At 73.5% G+C, this 20,711-nt stretch carries 18 protein-coding genes; 8 read left to right on the forward strand and 10 right to left on the reverse strand.

Features of this window, described 5'->3' with window-relative positions:
- The first annotated feature begins 209 nt into the window (after positions 1–209).
- Together ADK86_RS11320 and ADK86_RS11325 are read left to right on the forward strand one after the other, a co-directional pair.
- Positions 210–1,085: an alpha/beta fold hydrolase gene (locus ADK86_RS11320; RefSeq protein WP_053696461.1), complete on the forward strand. Its 876-nt coding sequence runs from the start codon at positions 210–212 to the stop codon at positions 1,083–1,085.
- Positions 1,086–1,162: 77 nt separating this feature from the next.
- Positions 1,163–2,131, forward strand: a complete 969-nt coding sequence (locus ADK86_RS11325) for an NAD-dependent epimerase/dehydratase family protein (protein ID WP_053696462.1) — start codon at positions 1,163–1,165, stop codon at positions 2,129–2,131.
- On the opposite strand, the gene ADK86_RS11330 is transcribed toward ADK86_RS11325, so the two are convergent.
- The 4 genes from ADK86_RS11330 to ADK86_RS11345 all read right to left on the reverse strand — a co-directional run bounded on the left by ADK86_RS11330 (position 2,124) and on the right by ADK86_RS11345 (position 5,971).
- Entirely contained in the window at positions 2,124–2,513 is a 390-nt protein-coding gene (locus ADK86_RS11330) for a hypothetical protein (protein WP_107088454.1), read from the reverse strand. The two genes, ADK86_RS11325 and ADK86_RS11330, sit on opposite strands and share 8 nt — an antisense overlap.
- A gap of 92 nt (positions 2,514–2,605) precedes the next feature.
- Positions 2,606–4,273: a hypothetical protein gene (locus tag ADK86_RS11335; protein ID WP_053696464.1), complete on the reverse strand. Its 1,668-nt coding sequence runs from the start codon at positions 4,271–4,273 to the stop codon at positions 2,606–2,608.
- Positions 4,270–5,127, reverse strand: coding sequence for an ABC transporter ATP-binding protein (locus ADK86_RS11340; RefSeq protein ID WP_053696465.1), 858 nt, complete (start codon positions 5,125–5,127; stop codon positions 4,270–4,272). The genes ADK86_RS11335 and ADK86_RS11340 overlap by 4 nt, the downstream gene beginning before the upstream one ends.
- A gap of 172 nt (positions 5,128–5,299) precedes the next feature.
- Complete coding sequence (locus ADK86_RS11345) at positions 5,300–5,971, reverse strand: bifunctional DNA primase/polymerase (protein ID WP_053696466.1); 672 nt, start codon at positions 5,969–5,971, stop codon at positions 5,300–5,302.
- A gap of 511 nt (positions 5,972–6,482) precedes the next feature.
- Here ADK86_RS11345 and ADK86_RS11350 point away from each other — a divergent pair.
- Positions 6,483–7,874 carry a hypothetical protein gene (locus ADK86_RS11350; RefSeq protein WP_030598411.1) on the forward strand — a complete coding sequence of 464 codons (1,392 nt, stop codon included), beginning with the start codon at positions 6,483–6,485 and terminating at the stop codon, positions 7,872–7,874.
- A 204-nt stretch (positions 7,875–8,078) separates the two neighbouring features.
- Positions 8,079–9,899, forward strand: a complete 1,821-nt coding sequence (locus ADK86_RS11355; RefSeq protein ID WP_234345802.1) for a hypothetical protein — start codon at positions 8,079–8,081, stop codon at positions 9,897–9,899.
- Positions 9,900–10,004: 105 nt separating this feature from the next.
- Here the strand turns inward: ADK86_RS11355 and ADK86_RS11360 are convergent, their stop codons facing one another.
- Entirely contained in the window at positions 10,005–11,339 is a 1,335-nt protein-coding gene (locus tag ADK86_RS11360; RefSeq protein WP_053696467.1) for an ABC transporter substrate-binding protein, read from the reverse strand.
- A 180-nt stretch (positions 11,340–11,519) separates the two neighbouring features.
- On the opposite strand from ADK86_RS11360, the gene ADK86_RS11365 reads away from it, so the two are divergent.
- Positions 11,520–11,960 carry an SCO4402 family protein gene (locus ADK86_RS11365; protein ID WP_234345803.1) on the forward strand — a complete coding sequence of 147 codons (441 nt, stop codon included), beginning with the start codon at positions 11,520–11,522 and terminating at the stop codon, positions 11,958–11,960.
- Positions 11,961–12,019: 59 nt separating this feature from the next.
- A complete protein-coding gene (purU, locus tag ADK86_RS11370; protein ID WP_053696469.1) occupies positions 12,020–12,892 on the forward strand; it encodes a formyltetrahydrofolate deformylase in 873 nt (290 codons plus the stop codon).
- A 33-nt stretch (positions 12,893–12,925) separates the two neighbouring features.
- Here the strand turns inward: purU and ADK86_RS11375 are convergent, their stop codons facing one another.
- The gene (locus ADK86_RS11375) at positions 12,926–14,311 is read right to left on the reverse strand and encodes a zf-HC2 domain-containing protein (RefSeq protein WP_053696470.1); all 1,386 of its coding nucleotides are present in this window, start codon (positions 14,309–14,311) and stop codon (positions 12,926–12,928) included.
- Complete coding sequence (locus tag ADK86_RS11380) at positions 14,308–14,919, reverse strand: sigma-70 family RNA polymerase sigma factor (RefSeq protein WP_050506872.1); 612 nt, start codon at positions 14,917–14,919, stop codon at positions 14,308–14,310. The genes ADK86_RS11375 and ADK86_RS11380 overlap by 4 nt, the downstream gene beginning before the upstream one ends.
- Before the next feature lie 406 nt (positions 14,920–15,325).
- On the opposite strand from ADK86_RS11380, the gene ADK86_RS11385 reads away from it, so the two are divergent.
- A complete protein-coding gene (locus ADK86_RS11385) occupies positions 15,326–15,700 on the forward strand; it encodes an STAS domain-containing protein (RefSeq protein ID WP_053696496.1) in 375 nt (124 codons plus the stop codon).
- A 176-nt stretch (positions 15,701–15,876) separates the two neighbouring features.
- On the opposite strand, the gene ADK86_RS11390 is transcribed toward ADK86_RS11385, so the two are convergent.
- Together ADK86_RS11390 and ADK86_RS11395 are read right to left on the reverse strand one after the other, a co-directional pair.
- Entirely contained in the window at positions 15,877–17,121 is a 1,245-nt protein-coding gene (locus ADK86_RS11390; protein WP_078951996.1) for a histidine kinase, read from the reverse strand.
- A complete protein-coding gene (locus ADK86_RS11395) occupies positions 17,118–17,771 on the reverse strand; it encodes a response regulator (RefSeq protein ID WP_053696471.1) in 654 nt (217 codons plus the stop codon). Before ADK86_RS11395 ends, ADK86_RS11390 begins: the two co-directional genes overlap by 4 nt.
- A 509-nt stretch (positions 17,772–18,280) precedes the next feature.
- Here ADK86_RS11395 and ADK86_RS11400 point away from each other — a divergent pair.
- Positions 18,281–19,417, forward strand: a complete 1,137-nt coding sequence (locus ADK86_RS11400) for a M64 family metallopeptidase (protein ID WP_053696472.1) — start codon at positions 18,281–18,283, stop codon at positions 19,415–19,417.
- Here the strand turns inward: ADK86_RS11400 and ADK86_RS11405 are convergent.
- Positions 19,359–20,468: a hypothetical protein gene (locus ADK86_RS11405; RefSeq protein ID WP_053696473.1), complete on the reverse strand. Its 1,110-nt coding sequence runs from the start codon at positions 20,466–20,468 to the stop codon at positions 19,359–19,361. The two genes, ADK86_RS11400 and ADK86_RS11405, sit on opposite strands and share 59 nt — an antisense overlap.
- Between the last annotated feature and the right edge of the window lie 243 nt (positions 20,469–20,711).

Consider the following 20,711-nt stretch of genomic DNA (forward strand, 5'->3'; position numbering starts at 1 on the left):
GACCCGGAGCCCCGAGCTCTCAGGGTCTTTTCCCGTGGGCCCCCTTCCCGGAGGGGCCCGCCTCCCGCTACGTGTCTCCCCTCGGCGACGACCGGCAACCCTTGGGCGTGGTCACCCGAACGAGGGTTATTGAGCGCAGAAACGGCCTACTCGAATAGAGGTTCGATAGTGTGGGGCTGCTCGAAGACCGAATGGGGGTGCCAGGACCCATGGTGCGCCGTATCGACGTGACGGGAGCCGGCGGTGTCCGGCTCGCCGCCTGGGAGTTCACCGATCCGCCGAAGCCCGGCGGGGGAGGGGAGGAGGGTGAGCGGGGCCGCCCGGGGGTGCTCCTCCTGCACGGCCTGATGGGGCGTGCGTCGCACTGGGCCGAGACCGCCCGCTGGCTCGGCTCCCGGTGCCGCCCCGTCGGGCTGGACCAGCGCGGCCACGGCCGCAGCGAGAAGCCCCAGGACGGTCCGTACGACCGCGAGGCGTACGTCGACGACGGCATCGCCGCCATCGAACAGCTCGGCCTGGCCCCCGTCATCCTGATAGGCCACTCCATGGGCGCCCTGACGGCCTGGCAGATAGCCGCCCGCCGCCCCGATCTCGTCAGCGCGCTCGTCGTCTGCGACATGCGGGCCTCGGCCCTCGGCTCGGCCTCGCAGCAGGAGTGGGCGGACTGGTTCCGCTCCTGGCCGGTCCCGTTCGCCACCCTCGCGGACGTCCGCAAGTGGTTCGGCGAGGACGACCCGACCCTGGAGCGTCCCATGCCCGCCCGCGGCGAGTTCTTCGCCGAGGTCATGGCCGAGCGCGCGGACGGCTGGCGGCCGGTCTTCTCCCGCCACCAGATGCTCAGCGCCCGCGAGACCTGGGTCCACGACGCGCACTGGGAAGATCTCGCCCTGGTGCAGTGCCCCACGCTCGTGGTCCGCGGCCTGGACGGCGAACTGGGCCGCGCGGAGGCCCAGGAGATGGTCCGTGTCCTCCCGCGCGGCGTCTACGCCGAGATACCGGACGCCGGGCACTGGCTCCCCTGGGAGGCCCCCGAGGAGTGGCGGGCCGTCCTCGACCCGTTCCTGGAATCCGTCCTCCCGGACTGACCCCGCGGCGCACCGGGGCCGCGGACCGCCCGTATTTCCCTGCCGCGGCCACCGGACCCCCACTAGGGTCGAAAACCATGCACCTTCTTGTACTTGGCGGCACGTCCTTCGTCGGGCGCGCCATCGTCGAGGATGCCCTGCGAACCGGTGCCGAGGTGACCCTCTTCGGCCGGGGCCGCACCAACCCGGACCTGTTCCCCCAGCTGACCCGCCTCATCGGCGACCGCGACACCGGTGACTACTCGGCCCTGCGCGAGGGCGCCTGGGACGCCGTCGTGGACGTCAGCGGCTATGTGCCGCGCCACGTCGGGCAGGCGATGGACGCCCTCGGCGACCGCGTCGGCCGGTATCTGTTCATCTCCAGCCACGCCGTCTACGAACGTACGGGCCTGGCCCCCGGCAGCGACGAGGACACCCCGCGCCGCCCGCCGGTCCGGGACACCGAGGAGCGGAGCGAGGCCACGTACGGCCCGCTCAAAGTGGCCTGCGAGGACGATGTGACGGCCCGGTACGGCGCGCGGGCGACGATCGTCCGGCCGGGAAAGGTGGCCGGGCCGCACGACTCGATGGACACCTTCACCTACTGGGTGCGCCGTGCCGCGCGCGGCGGCCGGGTGGCGCTGCCGGGCGACCCGGAGCAGCCGGTGCAGGTCGTCGACTCGCGGGATCTGGCCCGGCTGGTGGTGCGGTTGATCACCGACGACCGCCCCGGTGCCTTCCAGGCAGTGGGCCCGGCGGAGCCGACGACGCTCGGCGGGCTGATCAGGACCTGCGCGCGGGCCGCCGGTACCGAAGTCGAGATCGTGCCGGTCTCTCCCGAGGGCGCGCCCCCGATGTTCCCGCTCGTCCGCCCGAACTGGCCGACCCAGCAGCGCAGCGCGGCCCGCGCCCGGCGGGCGGGCCTGCCCGCGACGCCGCTGGAGGTCACCGCGGCCGACGTGCTGGCCTGGGACCGCGCCCGCGGCGAGCCGCCGCTCCGCCTCGGCTACACCCCGGAGGAAGAACGCGCGGTCCTCGCGAGCCAGGCGTCCGACTCAGTCACGTAACGGCGGCCCGGCCGAACGCATGGTGCAGTGCGGTGCTCGTCGCGACGACGAACAGGCCGAAGAGCGTGATGGGCAGCAGGCCGACCGGGCGCAGCAGCTGCGTCCAGTCGGCCTGTATGGACGGCCAGTTGCCGGCCCAGTTCGCGGTGACGTCCGTGGTCATCACTCCGCACGTCAGCCACACCCCCGCTCCCCGCAGCCGCACCACCAGCAGCGTGGCCAGCGGGTCGAGGACCACCAGGCTGATGAAGTAGACCTCGAAGGCCACATGCGGGTACGCCGCGTAGGCGTGGATGCCGCCGCGTACCAGGTCGAGCAGGTGGGCGCACGCGCCCTGGGCGAAGCCGATCGCGTACACCGCGGTGACCCACCGCGCCCACACCGGCAGCCGTCCCCACCGCTGTCTCAGCCCCGGCCCGGACCCGTCCCCAAGGTCCGCGGGCGCGTGCCCGCGGACCTCCCCCGTAGCTTGCCTCATCCCTTGCTGACCGCTGCCAGGATCTCCGGCAGCCGCGCCACCACCCGGGGCGCGGCGATCCGCATCCCCAGGAGCGCGGCGCCGACGCCGTACGCGGCGCCCACCGGCACCAGCAACCACAGCAGTCCGTGCAGGCCCGCCACGTGCAGCCAGATCGTCAGCCCGACCATGGGGGCCGCGAACACGGCGCTCACCAGCATCCCGCCGAACAGGCTGAACCAGGCGATGGCCCCCTGGCCCGGGGCGATGTTCTTGTTGCCCTCCGAGGGGATCGAGTACGGGAACAGCGCCGAGGCCAGCGCGCCCGTCGCCACCAGCGAGCCGAGCAGCGCCAGCGACAGCCCGTAGACGTCCCAGAACGCGGACCACGGACCGAGGAGGGCCGCCGCGCCGACCACGACCACCGTCACGAACGGCACCGCGGCCAGGGCCAGGCCCAACGCCCGCCCGCGCAGCTCCAGATAGGCGTCGCGCGGTGTGGAGATCGTCGAGGCGACCATCCAGAACGCCGAGGTGTCCTGCCCGAACTGGTTGTACATCTGCATGCCCAGCAGGGCCGAGGCGGAGAACGCCGTGTAGATGGAGCCGTTGCCCTGGACGACGGAGACGACCGGGATCAGCAGGCCGACGCCGAACGCCATCGCCCAGCCCATCTTCGTCTTCGGATCGCGCCACGCGTAGCGCAGCATCCGCACCATGACCGTGCCCGTATGGCCCTCCGGCAGCAGGCGGTGCAGGCCGCCGCCCGCGGCGCGCTGCTTGCGTCCGCTGTCCTTCTCGACGGCCTGGAGGGTGGACGAGTCGGGGGAGGTCATCACCGTCGTCAGCGTGCGCTGCCACCACCACAGCAGCAGGGCGAGCGCCACCGCGGCCAGCGCGAGGCCCAGTACGGCGCGTCCGTACGCGCCGTCGCTCGCCGCGCGTACGGCGTCCACGGCCGAGGCGGGCGGAATCCACCGCACCACGTCGGACGCGCCCTCCAGGGCGGACAGCCCGGCCGCCCCCGCACCGAACAGCTTCTGCGAGGCGAGGTTCACGGCCTGGGCGCCGAGCGCGATGAACAGGCCGCTCAGTACGGCCAGGTCGCGGCCGCGGCGGCTGGTCAGCAGCCGTACGTTGGCGGTGGCCACGGCCCGCGCCAGCGCCACACAGACCAGGATGACCAGGACCACGGCGAGCACACCGGTCACCGTGGCCGCCGCGCCGTGCGCCAGCATGATCACCGAGCCGACGGCCAGCGCCAGGGTGAAGACCGGGCCGACCCCCACCAGGGACACCATCAGCAGCGAGAAGATCAGCGGCCGGGGCCGCAGCGGCAGCATGACCAGCCGGGTCGGGTCCAGGGTCTCGTCGCCGCCCGGGAAGAACAGCGGCATCACCGCCCAGCCCAGCGTCAGCAGCGCGACGAGCAGCACGCCCAGCGCGCCCGCGTGCTCGACACCGCGCAGGACCACCAGCCCGACCAGCACGACCGCAGCGCACAGCAGGGACATGGCCAGCGACGCCACATACGCGATGGCCCGGCCGGTCGACTGGCGCAGCCCGTTGCGCAGCAGGGACAGTTTGAGGCGGACGAGGACGGGGGTGAGCGACGTGCCCGGTGCCGCGGCGGCGGGACCGCCGGGCGTACGGGTGAGCGCCGCGGAGGAGGGGGTGGAGGTCATCGGGCGCCTCCGCCGCCCAGCCAGTCCAGGTCGTGTCCGGCGGCGCGGCCGCCCGCGCCGACCAGTTCGAGGAACGCGTCCTGGAGGGTCGGCGCGTCGCCGCGTACCTCCGCGAGCGGGCCGTCCGCCCGGATGCGCCCGCCGGCCATCACCGCCACCCAGTCGCACAGCGACTCCACCAGCTCCATGACGTGGCTGGAGAAGACGACGGTGGCGCCGGAGGAGGTGTAGCGCTCCAGGACGCCGCGGATGGTCTGCGCGGACACCGGGTCCACGCCCTCGAACGGCTCGTCCAGGAAGAGGATCTCGGGGTTGTGCAGCAGCGCCGCCGCCAGACCGATCTTCTTGCGCATACCGGTCGAGTAGTCCACGACGAGCTTGTTCTGCGCCCCGGACAGGTCCAGGACTTCGAGCAGCTGGTCGGCGCGCTTGTCGACCTCGGCACCGGGCAGCCCCCGCAGCCGCCCGATGTACGCCAGCAGTTCGCGGCCGGACAGTCGCTCGAACAGGCGCAGGCCCTCGGGCAGTACGCCGATCCGGGACTTCACCGCGACCGGGTCCTGCCACACGTCGTGGCCGCCGATCTCCACCTGCCCGGCGTCCGGGCGCAGCAGGCCGGTCACCATCGACAGGGTGGTGGTCTTGCCCGCGCCGTTCGGCCCGACCAGGCCGATGAACCGGCCCGCGGGCAGCGTCAGGTCGATTCCCGCGACGGCGATCTGCTCGCCGTACTTCTTCCACAGCCCCCGCACGCGGACGGCGGGCGGTGCCGCCCCGTCCTGCCCGGCGGCCGGTTCCGCCGGTGTCGCGCCGACCGCGGTCGGCTGGTCGATGTGTTCCGGTTCGTTGGCCACCGGGCCTGCCCTTCCACGTCCCCGCAGGGGCCGGTCGTGCCCCCGTCCGCGGTCCACGATACGGGCGGGTGTGCGACGCGGCCGTACGGCCGATCGGCCGAGCGGAGGGGGGTACGCAGGGGGCGCGCGGAACGGATGGGAAGCCCGGCGCACACGCCCGGAGCCGACGGACCTACCGCCCCCGCGCGGCCACGGCTTCCCGCGCGCAGGCATACGCCAGCGGGCTGATCAGTTCTTCCGCGTCCGGCAGCCACCGGTTGGCGGCGGTGGGCCTGCGCGCCCACTGCACCGCCCCGTGCGCCCCCATGCGCGTGGGCGGCGCGGCGACGTAGTCGCCGTCCCCCCGGGTGATCAGGTCCAGTGCCGCGGGCGCCCACCCCAGGCCCCGTACGAGATCGGGCACTTTGGTTGAGGCGCCGGGCAGGACGAAGAACAGCATCCGGCGGTCGGGGGTGCTGGTGACCGGGCCGAGCTGCAGGCCCATGCGTTCCATCCGGGCCAGGGCCAGGCAGCCGGCCGCCTCGGGCACGTCGAGCGCTTCGAACGTACGGCCCGTCGGCAGCAGGATCGATGCGCGTGGATTCCTGCTCCACAGGCGGCGGGCGCCCGACGCGCTGCCGGTGGCGTGGCCGGCCCAGCCGGGTGCCGTGGGGTGCGCGCCGGGCGCGGCGCAGTCGGCCGCACCGCACGAGCAGCGCGGCACTTCGCCCTCGTCCTCCAGCCATGCGCCGGGCAGGACGTCCCAATGCCGCTCTTCCGCGTAACGCACCGCAGTTTCGATCAACAGCTCGCCTCGCTGCTCGGTGACCTGAGAGGCTCCTGTGACTCCGATGGTGTCTTCCACGTGGTGGACAACTTCCCCTGTCACCAAGGGTTACGGCCGACACGTGCACCACCCCGGCGCATCGTTCCCGCACGTGGGGCGCATGGAAGCATGTCCGGGGGCGCGTGCGGGGTGGCGTCCGGAGAACGGGTAGCCACCTGCGTGACGGGCGGAGAGGCCGCCCGGCGGCAAGGCCGCGGCACGGCCGTGACGTTCCCGGAGCGAACCCGGGGCCGTCCGGGGCGGCGGCGCCGCGAGCAGAACGCGGGCACCGCACGCCGGGTCCCGGAGCGTCGATTTCCCGGAACACCGTCCACCGAAGCGCGGAGCGGCAGGGCCTACCGGACACCGCAATCCGGCGGAGCGATCCGCCGGCCGGCCGGTCCGTCCACTCCGTTCCAGCAGAAGTCAAGGCTTTGGCAGACATGACGCACATCTGAGATATCTCTGGATATCCGGCATATGCACGGGGAATTGATCAACGGGTACGGCGTTCGCTGGTGAACGCGCAGCAGTAATCAGGGGGTGCAGCATGGCCGCCAGGCCACTCGTCGCGCGGCAGCCGAACGAAAGGCTGCAGGCGCTCATCCAGGAAGCCGCCTGTTCCAACGCCGGACTCGCCCGCCGCGTCAACATGTGCGGCGCCGAACACGGCCTCGACCTGCGCTACGACAAGACCTCGGTCGCCCGCTGGCTGCGCGGCCAGCAGCCGCGGGGCCGGGCCCCGGCCATCATCGCGGAGGCGCTGGGGCGCAAACTCGGGCGCACGGTCACCATCGACGAGATCGGGATGGCCGACGGCAAGAACCTCGCGTCCGGCGTGGGGCTCCAGTTCTCGCCCACCGTCCTCGGCGCGATCGAACAGGTCTGTGAACTGTGGCGCAGCGACGTCGGCCGCCGCGATTTCCTCAGCGGCTCCACCGTGGCCGCGTCCGCGCTGGTCGAACCGAGCCGCGACTGGCTCATCACCAGCGCCGACCCCCAGGTGGCGCGCAACGCCGGTGCCCGGGTGGGCATCTCGGACGTCGAGGCCGTACGGGCCATGACCACGGCCCTGAGCGAACTGGACCACCGCTACGGCAGCGGCCACGTCCGTCCGGTCGTCGTCCACTACCTCAACAGCGTCGTCTCCGGGCTGCTGGCCGGCTCGTACCGGGAGTCGGTCGGGCGCGAACTGTTCGCGGCCGTCGCCCGGCTGACGGAGCTGGGCGGCTACATGGCCGTCGACACCGGCCAGCCGGGGCTGGCGCAGCGCTACTACATCCAGGCGCTGCGGCTGGCCCAGGCGGCGGGCGACCGGGGTTACGGCGGTTACGTGCTGGCCGCCAGCATGAGCCACCTGGCCGCCTCGCTGGGCAACCCCCGGGAGATCTCCCAGCTCGCCAAAGCCGCGCAGGAAGGCGCGCGCGGGCACGTCACGCCGCGCGCGGAGGCGATGTTCTTCGCCGCGGAAGCGCGCGGGCACGCCCTGATGGGCGACGCGCGCGCTTTCCAGGTCGTGGCGGGCCGTGCCGTAAGCGCGATGGAGCGGGCCGGGGCCGCCTCCGGTGCAGGCGAGGACCCCGCGTGGATCAAGCATTTCGACGAGGCGTACCTCGCTGATGAACTGGCACACTGCCACCGCGACTTGGGGCAGGCGAACGCGGCTCGCCAGCGCGCGCAGGAAGCGGTCGACGGCCATCCCGAAGGGCGGGCGCGGCGCCGCGCCATCGGGCTGGTGCTGCTGGCCACCGCGCAGGTGCAGCAGCGCGAGATCGAGCAGGCGTGCCACACGGGCACACAGGCCGTGGAGTTGCTGAGCGGGCTGCGTTCGAACCGTGGCGCGGAATACCTGGAGGACTTCCAGCTGCGGCTGGAGCCGTACCGGGACGAGCCGGTGGTGCGGGAGTTCGGTGCCCGGCTGGAATTGCGGGCAGCCGCGTAGCGGGCTCGCGGCCCGTCGCAGCCGGGGGGGGCTGGGCGGCGCGCGGGCCGCCTCGTCCTGCCGGGCCCGGGCGGGCCGCCACGGCCCGCCCGGAGCCTCCCTCCGCACCCCCGGGGGGCGGTGACCAGGGGACATGGTCGAACGCGACAGCGACCCGGTAGCGTGACCGACGCTTCCGTAAGTCAGCTGATCGTAGGAGTCCCGGTGACGCAGAGCGGACAGGGCAACGACCCGCACAATGCGGCGGGCGAGCCCGCGCGAGAGGGCGTTGTGCTGCCCGCGCACGGTGATCCGTGGGCCCCCGGCCAGCAGGCCGCACCGCCAGCGGGCCGGCCCTGGGGGCAGCCGTGGGGCCCCGGTCAGCAAGCCGCGCCGGGGGGACAGCCGCCCCAGAACCCGCCCGGCCAGGGCCAGCCGCCCGGCGGGCAGCAGGCGCCTGGGCAGCAGATGCCTGGGCAGCAGGCACCTGGACAGCAGGCTCCTGGGCAGCCGTTCGCGCCGCCGCAGCAGCAGCCGTACGGGCAGCCGCAGGCGTACGCCCAGCAACCCCCCGCTCAGCAACAGCCCCCCGCCCAGCAGCAGCCGCACGCCCAGCAGCCCCCAGCTCAACAACCCCCTGCCCAGCAGCCGCCCATGCCCCCAGCCGCTCCCGCAACGCAGCCGCCGCTCCAGCAGCAGCCTCCGTCCGCCATGCCGCTGCCTCCCCAGGCGCAGCCGCCCGTACCGCACCAGGCCCAGCCGGGCGGTCGGGCGCCGTCCCCGGACATGGAAGCGACCGCGCTGATACCGCCGTTCGACGCGCAGGCGGGCGGCCCGGCCGGTGCGCCGATGCCGCCCGCTGCGGGCGATCCGGAAGCGACGGCGCTGCTGCGCCCGGTCGGCGGGCAGTCCGGACGTACGGGCGGAAACGGGCAGCCCGGCCCGATGCCCGGCGCCGCGCCGCTGCCGCCGCAAGCCGGGGCCGCGCGCGCCGAATCGCCCGCCGAGTCCACCCGTAAGCTGCGGCCGGTCAAGCCGGGCGGGCCGCAGCACGCGCGGCCCGCGCAGCCCGATCCGGACGTTGAGGCCACCCAGTTCATCCCGCCGGTCGGCGGCGGGACCCCCGCGGCGCCGTCCGGCGCCCCCTTCGGCGCGCGGCCTGGCGCGCCAGGCGACCGCGCGACGCCGGCCGAGTTCGACGGCCTGTTCCGCTCCGGTCCCGCCGGGGCCGCCCCGGCCGCGGCCAACATCCCGGACGCGACCGCGCCGCTGCCGCGCTTCGACGACGCGGAGCAGCCGGGTCCGTACGGTCAACAGCCGCACGGCCGCCAGCAGTACGACCAGTTCGCGCCGCAGCCGGGCCCCGAGCCGGAGGGCAAGCGCCGCCGTCTGGCGCCCGCCGTGATCATCGGCGTCTCCGTGGTCGCCCTGGCGGGCGCCGGGCTGGGCGTCGGCTGGGCGCTCAGCGGAGGCGGCGAGGAGGGCCCCGCCAAGAACAAGCAGGAGAGCGGCGGGACGCCCGGCGCGGGGAAGAGTGACGAGGCAGGCAAGGGCGACCAGGGCGCCAAGGAGAAGTCGCCGTCCGCCGACCCGGTGGCCGCGCAGGCCAAGGACCTCGACGCGCTCCTGAAGGACAGCAACAACAGCCGCTCCGCCGTGATCGGCGCGGTCAACAGCATCAAGTCGTGCGACAACCTCGACGACGCCGCCAAGGACCTCAGGGGCGCCGCCGCGCAGCGCAACGAGCTGGTCAGCCGCCTGTCCCAGCTCACCGTCGACAAGCTGCCCGGCAGCGGCGACCTGACCGCGTCGCTCAACGAGGCGTGGAAGTCCTCCGCAGCGGCCGACAACCACTACGCGGCCTGGGCGGGCCAGGTGAAGGGCAAGAAGGGCTGCCCCAAGGGCAAGGCGCGCGGCGGCAAGGAGGCCGCCCAGGGCAACGCGGCCAGCGGACGGGCCACGAAGGCCAAGCAGCAGGCGGCGAAGCTGTGGAACCCGATCGCGCAGAAGTACGGCCTGACCGAACGCCGCCCGGAACAGCTCTGAGCCTCCGCTCCGGCCGGACGCCCGCCGGCCGGGCACCGAGCCGTACGCCCGCGAACCGGACTTCCGCCCCGGATGCCCACAAGCCCGGCCCCCGTGAACCGGCCGTCAGCCGTCCGACCGTGGCCGCTCCAGCGTCCTCGTGACGTCCACGAAGCCCTGCTTCGCGGCCACAAGCCGGCCGTCCCGTACGGCCTGATACGTCACCAGGCCGTTCACTGTGCGCGGGAAGCCCGGTACCGCGAGCATGTCGCCGGAGCGCCAGCGCAGTTTCGGGGTCAGGCCGCCCGTGTCCACGGCCCGGTCGCCGCGGTCCAGCGTCTGCTGGACGGTCTGCGCAGTGATCTCGTCGGCGCCCTGCTCGCCGAGCTCCTCGATGACCGAGCGCAGCACCGTGTAGGCGATCCAGGTGGTCTGCACGCCCGGGTCGGCCGGGTCGATGCGGTTGTCGCCGAAGGCGTGGTCGTTGATGACCTTGCGCATCGGGTTCCAGCGCGGGTCGCTCGCGACCGGGTACCAGCCGGTCAGGTACGCGCCCTCCAGCGGCCCGGACCGGCCGCCCGTACGGTCCACCAGCGCCTGCCCGGCGCTGCCCAGCACCGAGGCGATCCGCACCTTGGAGCCGGCGGGCTGCAGGCGGCGGAAGGAGTCGAAGAAGGTGTCGGTGCGCTCGCCGAGGGTGGCCGTCACACAGCCGCCCGCCCCCTTCGCGCCCGATTCGCCGGGCGGGGCGCCCACCGCGTCCAGGGCGCGCCGGGCCGCGTCGTCGTAGTCGGTGCCGTCCTCGGGCGCGCGGACGTCCTGGGCGGCGGCGCGGCTGCCGTCGGCCAGGCCGGTGTTCAGGAGCGCGGGCATCCGGTCGCCCTGGAGGGTGTCCGGGCGCACCAGCGAGACCCGCTCGCAGACGCTCGCCAACTGGCGCCCGTTGCCCGCCAGGAGCGACGCCTGCCCGCCGTTGACGGGGTAGGACAGAGGGCTGGCGAACTCCTCGTCGGAGATGCCGTAGCCGCCGATGTAGGGGATGCCGTGGATCTCCAACGGCGAGATGAACGAGCGGCCGAACTGGCTGTACGAGCCGACGACCGCGATCGCCTTCGCGTCGACCGCCCGCTGCGCGCACCGCGCGGCGCCCACCGAATCGTTGCGGTCGTTGCAGGTCAGGACCTTCAGCTGGTGGCCGTCGAGCCCGCCGTGGGAGTTGACCCAGCGCGCGTACGCCTGCGCCATGGCGGGCATTCCCGGCATATTGGTCGCCTTGGTGTCCACCGGCGCCCAGGTCATCACCGTGAGCGGCTCCTTCTCCCCGGGTTCTCCGGCGGTCCCGGGGAGGGAGCCGCAGGCCGCGAGCAGTGACGCCAGGGCCGCCGTGCAGGCCGTGACAGCCGTGGCGGCTGTGGAGGCGCGGGGGAAGGGGCGGGGGGAGGGGCGTCGCCGTCCGGTCATGTGGCCGGAGCATTCCGGTTCGTCCGGAACGCGTGAGTGACGACGGTTGACCGGATAGTGACGGCCGGGTGAACTCCGGGGGTCCTCGGATGATCACCGGCCGAGAACGTACGATCGAATACTGTGCAAGGTTCGGAGAAGTCTTCCCGTCGCGGCCGTCGCTCGACCACCATGGGCGCCATGCCGCTCAACGACATGCCGTGGTGGCGCTGGCGCAGCAATGTGCGCTCCGCGCTGCACATGCTCTCCGACCCCGTCTTCCAGCGGGAGACCTGGCTGGCCGGCCGCCCGGGGTACGGAGACGTCACCGACGCCGTCTACCGGCTCGTCGAGGACACCTGGCTGGACAACTGGTCCGCCGAGAAGTACGTCGGCACGATCTTCCGCGACTCCCAGGAGGCGGCCCTCGTGGACGTCGCCGTGCTGCGGGTCCTGCGGATCATGCACCAGGTCGGCCCGGACGCCCCGGTGACCGCCTACCTGGAGCACCACGGCTGGGCCGAGGCCGTACGGGCCGCGCGCGACGCGCACGTACGGATGGCGACGGCGGACGGCGAGGACCCGGACGTGCCGCCGCACTCGCTGGAGGTCCTGGCGATCATGACGCAGGCGTCGGTCTGAGAGGCCGCTCAGGGGCGACGGGACGGAGCACCGCCGCGGATGTGCGACCCTATGAGGTCATGAGCGCCTCGCAGCCCGGTACCCCCGACCAGTACGTCCTCACCCTCTCCTGCCCGGACAAGCAGGGCATCGTGCACGCGGTGTCCAGCTACCTGTTCATGACCGGGTGCAACATCGAGGACAGCCAGCAGTTCGGGGACCACGACACCGGTCTCTTCTTCATGCGGGTCCACTTCAGCGCGGACGCCACGGTCAGCGTGGAGAAGCTGCGCGCCAGCTTCGCCGCGGTCGGCGACTCCTTCCAGATGGACTGGCAGATCCACCGGGCCGACGAGAAGATGCGCGTCGTGCTGATGGTGTCCAAGTTCGGGCACTGCCTCAACGACCTGCTCTTCCGCTCCCGGATCGGCGCGCTGCCGGTCGAGATCGCGGCCGTGGTCTCCAACCACACCGACTTCGCCGAGCTGGTCGGCTCGTACGACATCCCCTTCCACCACATCCCGGTCACCAAGGACACCAAGGCCGCCGCCGAGGCGCGGCTGCTGGAGCTGGTGCGCGAGGAGAACGTCGAGCTGGTCGTGCTGGCCCGCTACATGCAGGTGCTCTCCGACGACCTGTGCAAGGCGCTGTCCGGGCGGATCATCAACATCCACCACTCGTTCCTGCCGAGCTTCAAGGGCGCCAAGCCCTACCACCAGGCGCACGCCCGCGGCGTCAAGCTCATCGGCGCCACCGCGCACTACGTGACGGCGGACCTCGACGAGGGCCCGATCATCGAGCAGGAGGTCGAGCGCGTCGGGCACGACGTCACCCCGGACCAGCTGGTGGCCGTCGGCCGGGACGTGGAGTGCCAGGCCCTGGCACGCGCCGTGAAGTGGCACAGCGAGCGCCGCGTCCTGCTCAACGGCACGCGCACCGTCGTCTTCGCGTAGTCCGTACGCCGGTGGCCGCGGTCACCGGCGTCCTCACAGCCGCGAGAGCGAAGCCGTGGCGAACAGCACGTCGCGGATCGCGTCCTGCTCGCCGTGCTGCCCGGCGGCCGCTTCCTGGGGCGGTACGTGTCCGGCCGCCAGCTGGCAGAACTCGATGCTGTCCAGCGCGATGTGCGCGACCGTGCGGTCGGGGGTGCCGAGCGCGGCCGGTGAGTCCAGGGCTATGTACCAGTGGCCGCCGCCGGTGCCCTCCACCTCCAGGTGCAGCGTGCGGCCGGGCGCGCCCGCCTCGACCAGGCACTGCGGCGGCGTCGCCAGCCCGGCCCGGCGCCGGCCGGCCAGCACGTCGGGCAGCAGCCGGGCCGCCAGGTCGACCATCTGGTGCAGGTGCCCGGCCACCGGGGGTTCGTACGGATAGTCCACCGCCTCGGCGATGTCGCCCGCGTGCACCCAGCACTCGAAGGCGCGGTCCAGCAAGGAGTCGCGCAGCGGCAGCCGGACGGACCCGTACGGGACGGCCAGTTCGGTGACCCCGAGGCCGGCGAAGGACACCGTGCGGATCAGGGTGTGGCTCTGGTCGCGCCACGGGTTGCGGGTGGCGTGCGGGCTGCGGCCGTCGGCCATCGCCTGCCAGCACGCTTCCGTACGGTCGGCGGGCCCGGCCGGGCCGTGCGGGGCCGCGGCGCCCAGCGGGTCGGCCAGCCCGAGAGCGGTGGCGACCAGGCCGTCCACGGCCATCAGATGCCCGATGACCCCGGCGACGGTGGTGCGCCGCTCGGCCGGGCGCTCGCCCTTGAACCAGCGCAGCCGCACCGGCGCCCGCCACTCCGCCTCGCCCATGTCGCTGAGCAGTGCGTCCAGCTTCGCCGTCTCGGCGTCGTACGGCGCCGCCCACTCGGGCACCGGGATACGGGCGGGGCGCCGCCCGAGGCAGCCCTCCAGGACGCGTGAGCGCAGCAGCGGGTCCAGGTCGAGGGGGTCGGCGGGGTGCAGCAGGCCGACCGCGTCGCGCAGGCGCAGGGCCTCGTCCGCGCAGGCGGCGCAGTCCGTGAGGTGCGCCTCGACGGCGGCCGTCTCCTCGGCGGAGCAGGCGGCCAGGGCCCAGGCGCCGAGCAGCGACTTCAGGACCCGGTGCGGGGGAGGCTCGGGGGCGGCGGCGTCCGGGGACCGGTCCGCCGCGTTCGCCGTGGCCGTCGTATCCGCCGTGTCCGTGCGGACGCCCGGCGCGGTGGGCGGTGTCGCGTCGGGCAGCGGTCCGCTGTCCTCGGCGGCGCTGCGCGGGGACGGGATGCGCGGCCGGCCGCCGGAGCGGGACGGGCCGCCGGAGCCCGGCCCCTGCGGGCCGCCCGGGCCCTGCCCGTCGTGCGGGCCGCCCGGCTCCCGCGGGTCGTACCGGTCCCACCCCTCTTGGCCGTTCACAGCTGCCGTCCGTATTTGGGGCCGCGCGGCGGGGGCTCGGCGGGCTGGGCGGGCGGCAGCGTCCGGTGGTTGTGCGCGGTGGAGAGCAGTTGCAGGCCCAGGCGGAGCCGGCGCCGGGCCTCGTCCTCGGTGACGCCCAGGTCGGCGGCGGTCTGGCGGTAGTCACGGCGCTGGAAGTACGCCAGTTCCAGCGCGGCGCGCAGCGGGGCGGGCATGGACGTGACGATGTAGTCGGCGCGGGCGGCGGTGGACGCTTCGCGGATCTGGCGCTCCGTCTCGGCGGGTTCGGGGGCGTTTGCGCCGCGGTCCAGGGCCGCGGCGGCCTCGGCCTGGCGCAGCCGGTGGACGGACTGGCGGTGGGCGAGCTGGGCCACCCAGGAGCGCAGCGAGCCCTGCTTGGGGTCGTAGGAGTCGGGGTTCTCCCAGATGTAGCCGAAGACTTCACGGGTGATGCGGTCGGCGGCGGTCTCGTCCCCCAGCACCCGGCGGGCAAGGCTGTGCACAAGCGAAGCGAAGCGGTCGTACAGCTCGCCGAGCGCGGCCGCCTCGCCCCGCGCCAGCCGCTGCTGCATCCGCCTGTCCCAGCGCGGTGGTGCGTCATGTCCCATCCGGCCCCCATCCTTCGCCGCCACCGTGCCCCGGCACGGCACCGCACTCCACCGTGCCACCGAATGTAGTGCGCCGGTCCGACATTGACGCCCCTTTGCGGCAAACCCGCCCTGCGGGCGACTGACGGATGGTATGGAGACGGTCACTTTTGGTGGTAATGCCCGCTCGTCGCGGATCGAAGCGTGACCGTTCGCTTCTGTATCTGCCGATGTGTTATGCGTGTGTGACCGGTTCCAGGAGAAAGTTCCGCTCTGACTGGGCATAGCCTTGGAGAGGAACGGCCCGTTGCGCAAACAATTCTGATGAGTTTCAGGGGAGAACGGCCGGGCAGTCGAGGCGGGAAGGGCGCATTCCGGTTGGTTCCGGGAAGTGTCCGTCCGCAAGCGAGCGAAAGGCTTCGAGCGCGTGTCGTTGAAGGTGGCAGAAGGTGAGCAGGGCCGCTGGGCCGTCCTGCAGGTCTCCGGCGAGATGGACCTGGTCACATCGCCCGCGGTGCGCCAGCACGTGCACGACGCGGTCGCCGACGGCCGCCGCAGCCTGGTCCTCGACCTCTCCGAGGTCCGCTTCTGCGACTCCAGCGGCGTCGGCGTGCTGATCGCCGCCCGCCGGCTGATGCGGTCCTGCCAGGGGCGGCTGCGGCTGATCCTCCCGGCGCAGGGCGCGGTGGACGGCTCGCACGTCAACCGGGTGCTCTCGGCCCTCGGTGTACGCCGCCTCTTCGAGGTCTACCCGGACCTCAGCACGGCGGTGGACGAGGCGGCGTCGCCGCTTTCCGCGTAGATCTCCGCCAGGGTCCGCAAGGGCGGAACCGGCTTTTTCTCCCGCGTCGCGGTAAGTCGCGCGACGGTCACTTCTTGTCACGCGCGTGGTGTGTCGACATCCCGTAAACCGCCATGCGCGAAGAGAAGTAGAAAACCGGCAAAACGCCACCACTCGCCCTTCCGCCACCCTCGGCCTCAACCCACCCCGCCCGGGAATTCCGCCCGCACCAGAAACCCTCCGTCCGGCGTGTGCCCCGCTTCCAGCAGTCCACCCAGACTCTGGGCACGTTCGCGCAGGCCGACCAGGCCGTGGCCGCCGCCCGGGAGCGCCGGGGCGGGCGCCGAGGCGTCCGGCGGCCCGTTGCGCACCTCCACCCGCAGGCCACGCGGCGCCCCCGGCCCGCCGTCTCCGTCGGTCGCCTGCCCGTCGCGTACCGCTGCGACCCGAACCCGCACCCGCGCCCCCGGCGCATGCTTGCGTACGTTCGTCAGCGCCTCCTGCACCGTACGGAACGCCGCCCGCTCCACGGCCTTCGCGCCGCACGCGCCGTCCGGCACCTCGTGTTCGTAATCGACGTCCAGCGCGCTCATTTTGATCAGCCGCGGCAGTTCGGCGAGGTCCGGCTGCGGCGCCAGCTCCCGGACGTCCGCGGCGCCGCCGCCGGCCGCCCGCAGGATGCCGACCATGTGCCGCAGCTCCTCCAGCGTCCGCACGGACAGCTCGCGGATCGTACGGGCCGACTCCCGCACCGCCTCCTTCTCAGCGCTCACCTGCACCGCCCCGGCCTGGAGGCTGATCAGGCTGACCTGGTGGGCGACCACGTCGTGCATCTCCCGGGCCAGCCGGGCGCGCTCGGTCGCCAGGACCCGTTCCGCAATCAGCCGGTCCTCGCGGCGCAGGCTGTGCGTCAGGTCGGCGATCCGCTCGGCGAGTTCGCGGCGGGTGCGCACCAGCAGGCCCAGCGCGATGGGCGCGGCCGAGGTGACCGTCGCGTCGATCAGCACCTGGATGTTCTCGCGGTCCGCGCCCGGGTCGAGGTCCGAGATCGGGTACGGCAGGAAGTGCGCGGCGATCAGCAGGACGGCGCAGGCGCCGAGCCGGACGCGGCCCGCCCGGACCACGGCGAGCGTGTACAGGGCGATCATCGGCGCGAACCATATGTAGCCGATGTACAGGCCGGGGAGCGTGAACAGGAAGACGGTGAGCGGCAGCCGGCGCCGCAGCAGCAGCGCGGCGGCGGCCACCAGGGAGACGCCCAGTTCCAGGCCCATGTCGAGGCCGTTGACGAGGAAGGCGTCCACCATGGACAGCAGCACCGGCACGGCGAGGGACACGGCCCGGCGTACGCCCCCGGGCAAGCCGGGGGTACCGAAGGAGCCGGGAAAGCCGGGGAAACCGGAGAAGCCGGGGAAGCCGCGGAATCCGCCGGGCCGCTTCACCGGGGCCCGCCCGCGACCAGCCCGGCGCGGTCGGCGAGGATCGCCGCCTGGACGCGGTTGAGCCCGCCCAGCTTGCCCAGCAGCGCCCGTACATGGTCCTTGACCGTGCTCGGCGCGAGCCCCATCCGCTCCGCGATCTGCGCGTTGCCCAGGCCCTCGCCCAGCAGGGCCAGCACTTCCGACTCCCGCGGCGTCAGGGCCCGTACGGCGCGGGCCGCCGCGGTCTGGTCCTCGGCGGTGAGGTAGCCGCCGATCACGGCCCGGGTGACGCCCGGGTCCAGCACGCTGCCGCCCCCGGCCAGCGTCCGTACGGCCCGTACGAGTTGCTCGGGGTCGGAGTCCTTGAGCAGGAATCCGGCCGCGCCCTCGCGCAGCGCCGCGGTCAGGTACTCCTGCGCGTCGAACGTCGTCAGCATGGCCACCGCGGGCGGTTCGGGGGCGGCGCGCAGCCGGCGCAGTACGGTCAGCCCGTCCACGTCCGGCATCCGGATGTCGAGCAGGACGACGTCCGCCGCGTTGTCCAGCACCGCGTCCACGGCCTCGGCGCCGCCGCAGTCCGCGACCAGCTCGATGTCCGGGGCGGTGCCCAGGATCATCCGCAGTCCGGATCTGACCAGCCGCTCGTCGTCCACCACCGCGACACGGATCACCGGCCGCCCCTTCCTGCTCCGCCGTCCTCGGGCCTGCCCGCCGCTCGCGTGCCGGCACCCCCGCCGGACGGCGGGGGTCGGTGCACGACCTGCGGAGGATGCCGTGAGGTGGCGCCCGCGGGCAGAGTGCCTTTCATGCTGCACCACCGAGGGGGCCACAAGCCGACCACGCGGTGCAGCTCACAGTGAGAGCCTGCGCCGGAAGCCCGGCCCGGGCGTTCGGTACGGGCTCGGACGGCCGCCGCGACCCCCACACACGGCGGCCGTCGCTCGTACGTCCTCGGATCCGCCTCCGGGTCCCTGCGGCGCACCGCCCGTGATCCGTCGCCCGCGACGGGATTTTGCTCACCTCCGGGACAACTTGCCCCCCACCCGTTGCCTCCCGTAACCGCCGCCTCTAGGTTGTGCGCGGTCCGCCGCGCGCCGTTCCGTACGGCGTTCCGCGGGCCCAACCCCCCTCGGAGCACGGCCCTTCGGGGCACGGCTCGGCATCTCACCGGAGGCTTTCCGTGCAGCACAGACCCCGGCGTTCCCCCATCCCTTCCGACTCTTCGGCACCCGCGGGCATACGCGCCCGAATAGCCGGCCGCGGCCGTAAGCGGCTGCGCCTGACCGCCGCGGCGGCCGGTCTCGCGCTCGTCAGCGGCCTCGCCGCCACCGCCTCGGCTTCTCCCGCGGACTCCGCGGCGCCCGCGTCCGCGCCGCCCGCGGCCTCCCGTACCCAGCAGGTCGAGTACTTCGCCCCCGACGGCCACCCGCGCCACACCACCGTCCCGGTGGCCACCCCCAAGCGCCTGGCCGACGCCCACCGCGCCCCGTCCGCCGCCGGGCTTGCCGCCGACGGCGACGTGACCTCGGTCATCCGCAACGGCGCCACCGGCAAGAAGGTCGACGTCGTCTTCATCGGCGACGGCTACACCCTCGCCCAGCAGAAGGACTTCCACGCCGACGCCAAGGCGAAGTGGGCGCAGATCTCCAAGGTCGAGCCGTACGCCTCGAACCGCAAGCTGTTCAACGTCTGGACGGTGGACGCGGTCTCCAACCAGTCCGGTGTCTCCGGCGACCCGGGCAAGGACGTGGTCAAGGACACCGCGCTGGACTCGCACTTCTGGTGCGACGGCATCGAGCGGCTGCTGTGCGTGGACACCGGCAAGGTCGAGTCGTACGCGGGCAAGGCCCCGGACGCCGACCTGGTCATCGTGCTCTCCAACTCCCGCAAGTACGGCGGCGCCGGCTACAACGACATCACCTCGCCGGTCGGCTACGACGGCATCGCCACCGCCTCCTCGGACCACCCCGACTCCGCGCAGGTGGCGGTCCACGAGACCGGTCACTCGCTCGGCAAGCTGGCCGACGAGTACGTCTACGACACCAACGGCACGTACACCGGCGCCGAGCCGAGCGCGCCCAACATCACCAAGATGAGCGTCGCGGAGATGAAGGCCAAGAAGGCGAAGTGGTACCGCTACCTGGGCCGGAACTCGCCGGACGGCGGCAAGGTCGGCGCCTTCGAGGGCGGCGGCTACTACCCGCGCGGCCTCTACCGGCCCACCGACAACTCGATCATGCGCACGCTGGGCAGGGAGTTCAACCTGCCCGGCCGTCAGGCCATGATCGACGGGTTCCACCGGCACACGGGCCGCTGAGCCGGTCCTCGTAGGAGCCGTACGCACTGAACGACCGGCCGGTCGCCAGGACCACCACGGAGGTCGTGGCGGCCAGCTCGTACGCGGTCATCACCAGCGACAGCGTGCTCTCACCGGTGATGAACGGGCCGCCGAAGAAGCCGGTGACGGTCAGCAGCACCACGGTCCGCACGGTCAGGTACAGCTCCACGGCGGCGAACACCAGGAGCGCTCCGCGCACATCACGGTTGCTGCGGACCGCGAGCACGCCCAGCACCAGCAGGACCACCACCGACGACAGCGTGGTGAACTCGCTGGAGTGGGACAGCTGGACGGCGCCGGCGGCGGCGCCGTCCAGCGCGCTGCGCAGGTAGGTGCCCATGTCGATGCGCTCTTCGGACATGCCCCACACCGTCCAGGCGAGCCGCAGCGCGGCCATCCCCAGGAAGAGCACCCCGCAGATACGGGAGAGCCGGCGCCGCCACCAGGAGTCGGCGTCGGCGCACGACCGTTTTGTCACGGCGGGCCGGAGACCGTCGCGCGCTCCCGCGCGCGCCGTCTCCGCGCCCCCGGCCGTCCGCTCCACGGCGGGCAGCAGCGCGACGACCACGACCAGCGCCGCCACCAGGCCCAGGGCCCGGGTCGCCAGCACCCAGCCGCCGAGCGCCTCGGTGGCGTACACCTGCCGGTAGCCCGCGTGGCACAGGCCGACGATCTCGCGCCCGGACTGGGCCAGGATCACCCAGCCGAGCAGCAGCGCGCCCGTCCGCGCCACCCGCCGCAGCGCCAGCGCGCCGGCCGCGACCGCCAGCAGCGCGACGACCAGCGCCCATTCGCCGGGCCCGAGCGTCCACATGAAGAAGGAGGCGCGCGGGTTGAAGAGCCCTTCGAAGAAGTCCCACACGCTGCCGTCGCCCTGGACGATCCCGTAGACCGTCCAGGCGGTCAGCGCGCCTCCGTAGACGGCGAGGGCGGCTCCCGCCGTACGGTATGCGCGCGCGTGCCCGGGCGCCGCCCGCCCGGGGTCGGGGCCGGGCCGGACGTCCACCGCACCACCGTCCTGCATCACCATGTCCGACCCCCGATCCGCCGCGCCGTGCTCACCCGCGCCGGCCCGTGTGCTGCCGACTGCCCACTGTTCGCTGCCCGGTCACCGCTGCCCTGTGCCGCTGCCGCCTCACTGTTTCAAGGACGGCGACACAGGCGGCGGAGGTTCCCTTCCGTGTGTCGTGGGGCACGGTCCGTGTCCGGTACCGCGGCACCGGCCGCTCTCCGTACGGCCGGGCTCCTCACCCTCTGCCCACGGGGGCGCGCC

The organism is Streptomyces sp. NRRL F-5755 (genome assembly GCF_001279365.1).
In the GTDB taxonomy this organism is placed as follows: domain Bacteria; phylum Actinomycetota; class Actinomycetes; order Streptomycetales; family Streptomycetaceae; genus Streptomyces; species Streptomyces rimosus.

Coding starts and splice junctions, on each gene's coding strand:
- ADK86_RS11320 (WP_053696461.1), top strand. CDS start 210: ATGGTGCGCCGTATCGACGTGACGGGAGCCGGCGGTGTCCGGCTCGCC.
- ADK86_RS11325 (WP_053696462.1), top strand. CDS start 1,163: ATGCACCTTCTTGTACTTGGCGGCACGTCCTTCGTCGGGCGCGCCATC.
- ADK86_RS11335 (WP_053696464.1), bottom strand. CDS start 4,273: ATGACCTCCACCCCCTCCTCCGCGGCGCTCACCCGTACGCCCGGCGGT.
- ADK86_RS11350 (WP_030598411.1), top strand. CDS start 6,483: ATGGCCGCCAGGCCACTCGTCGCGCGGCAGCCGAACGAAAGGCTGCAG.
- ADK86_RS11360 (WP_053696467.1), bottom strand. CDS start 11,339: ATGACCGGACGGCGACGCCCCTCCCCCCGCCCCTTCCCCCGCGCCTCC.
- ADK86_RS11365 (WP_234345803.1), top strand. CDS start 11,520: ATGCCGCTCAACGACATGCCGTGGTGGCGCTGGCGCAGCAATGTGCGC.
- purU (WP_053696469.1), top strand. CDS start 12,020: ATGAGCGCCTCGCAGCCCGGTACCCCCGACCAGTACGTCCTCACCCTC.
- ADK86_RS11380 (WP_050506872.1), bottom strand. CDS start 14,919: ATGGGACATGACGCACCACCGCGCTGGGACAGGCGGATGCAGCAGCGG.
- ADK86_RS11405 (WP_053696473.1), bottom strand. CDS start 20,468: ATGGTGATGCAGGACGGTGGTGCGGTGGACGTCCGGCCCGGCCCCGAC.